1 protein-coding gene is annotated in these 662 nt (G+C 41.1%); it reads left to right on the forward strand.

Features of this window, described 5'->3' with window-relative positions; genetic code table 11:
• Nucleotides 1–643: restriction endonuclease subunit S (locus WMO20_RS14450; protein WP_349187313.1), on the forward strand; the 643-nt coding region annotated here is incomplete at its 5' end.
• Between the last annotated feature and the right edge of the window lie 19 nt (nt 644–662).

Below are 662 nucleotides of genomic sequence, written 5' to 3' on the forward strand. Positions count from 1 at the left end.
GATAAACGATAATTTAGAGCAGCAAGCCGCCGCATTGTTTTCAAGCCTCTATAATCGATCAAATACTGAGGTTAGATACACTGATTTAATACAAATACTCGGCGGTGGAACCCCCAAGACAGGCGAAACTGCGTATTGGAACGGTAATATTGCTTTCTTTACTCCAAAAGATGTTGGCACACCATATACATTTATCACAGAAAAGACTATTACAGAAGAGGGACTTTCACATTGCAATAGTCGACTATATCCTGTGAATACAGTTTTCGTTACGGCAAGAGGTACTGTTGGCAAAGTTGGTCTGTCCGGAGTTCCGATGGCTATGAATCAATCCTGTTATGCACTTGTCGGCAAGGAAACACATCAACTTCTTGTCTATTTTTACACCCTCAAAGCTGTTGATAGACTTAAGCATAAAGCAAGTGGAGCTGTATTTGATGCGATTACCACTAGAGATTTTGATTCAGAGCAAATCATGAAGCTATCTGATGATGATGCTAAAGCGTTTCTCTGTGTTGCAGAGCCAATGTTTCAGGAGATGCTTAACAATAGCATCGAAAACTTGCGGCTTTCAACACTACGGGATTTCCTGTTGCCCAAGCTAATGTCTGGTGAGATTGACGTCTCTTCCGTTCAGCTCTAAGCTGCTAAATTATCGTTTA

Origin of the sequence: Faecalibacterium intestinale (assembly GCF_040096575.1) — a bacterium.
Classification (GTDB): domain Bacteria; phylum Bacillota; class Clostridia; order Oscillospirales; family Ruminococcaceae; genus Faecalibacterium; species Faecalibacterium intestinale.